This window comes from Dietzia sp. SLG310A2-38A2, from assembly GCF_014145095.1.
In the GTDB taxonomy this organism is placed as follows: Bacteria; Actinomycetota; Actinomycetes; order Mycobacteriales; family Mycobacteriaceae; genus Dietzia.
Genome location: NZ_JAALDX010000499.1, coordinates 1 through 919, shown reverse-complemented (window position 1 = coordinate 919; position 919 = coordinate 1). Strand labels below are relative to the sequence as shown.

Annotated in this window: 1 protein-coding gene; it reads right to left on the bottom strand. The window is 68.8% G+C overall.

Annotation, left to right across the window (positions count from 1 at the left end; translation table 11 throughout):
• Nucleotides 1–138: 138 nt before the first annotated feature.
• Nucleotides 139–919, bottom strand: a 781-nt coding sequence (locus G6027_RS16200) for a DUF4389 domain-containing protein (protein WP_182638055.1), incomplete at its 5' end; no start/stop codon positions are given.

Below are 919 nucleotides of genomic sequence, written 5' to 3'. Positions count from 1 at the left end.
GATCGGCTGCGTAAGCAGGGCGATCTCGGCCCAGCCGAACCCCTTGGCGGCTCCCAGCAGGTGGAGTAGGCCGTGTGCGACCAGTACCACGACGACGATCCATCGGAGTGCGATGAGCATTCCGGACGCCTCTCCGACTCAGTTGCGGGGGTGTTCCCCGGCAGTCGGTCGTTCCGGCGGGATCTCGCTCGACCCCATGGCCGACCCGGCGTCTCCCGTCCTGCCCGCTCCGAGAGAAACCGGCTCCTCCGGCCCCTGGTCCAGGCGGAACGGCGGGTACTCGTCGCGCAGGAGCAGAACGTACGAACCCACTCGGTACACCCAGCGGTTCAGTCCCACGATCAGGTCGAAGAGCCCCGGCAGGTAGCGGCCGGTGAACAGCAACCCGATCGCGGCGATCAGCACGAGCAGGCCCACCAGCGAGATGTTCCACTCGGCGCCCCCGTTCTCCGAGGCACTGTTCAGGGCCGCCCCGCCGCCGGTGAGGATGCCCACGATGAGCAGGTGCGGGACCACCAGCAACCACCACTTGACCAGGACCAGGCCGCGGGAGAGCCGCTCGGGGTAGGCCACGTCCAGTCCGGCCGGATAGTCGGCGGGCGCCAGCGAGAAGGGCGGGTACCGGTCCGTGCCGAGCACGGAGTAGGCGTAGAACCCCACGCGCCAGTTCCACCGCAGCACACCGACGCTGTATATGAACCACGACCTCGGGTAGCGACCGGTGAACAGCACGGCGAGTCCCGCGGCGATGGTGGTGACCACCAGGGCGAACCACAGCAGAGCCATCACGATGTAGTGCGGGATCGCCAACAGCCACTTGATCAGCCACATCGCGCGCGAGACCTGCGGGTCAGGGAGTCCGGTCAGACGCAGCGGATCGGGACCCACTCCGGCGGAGTGGACCCCCGCGCCGGCCGCC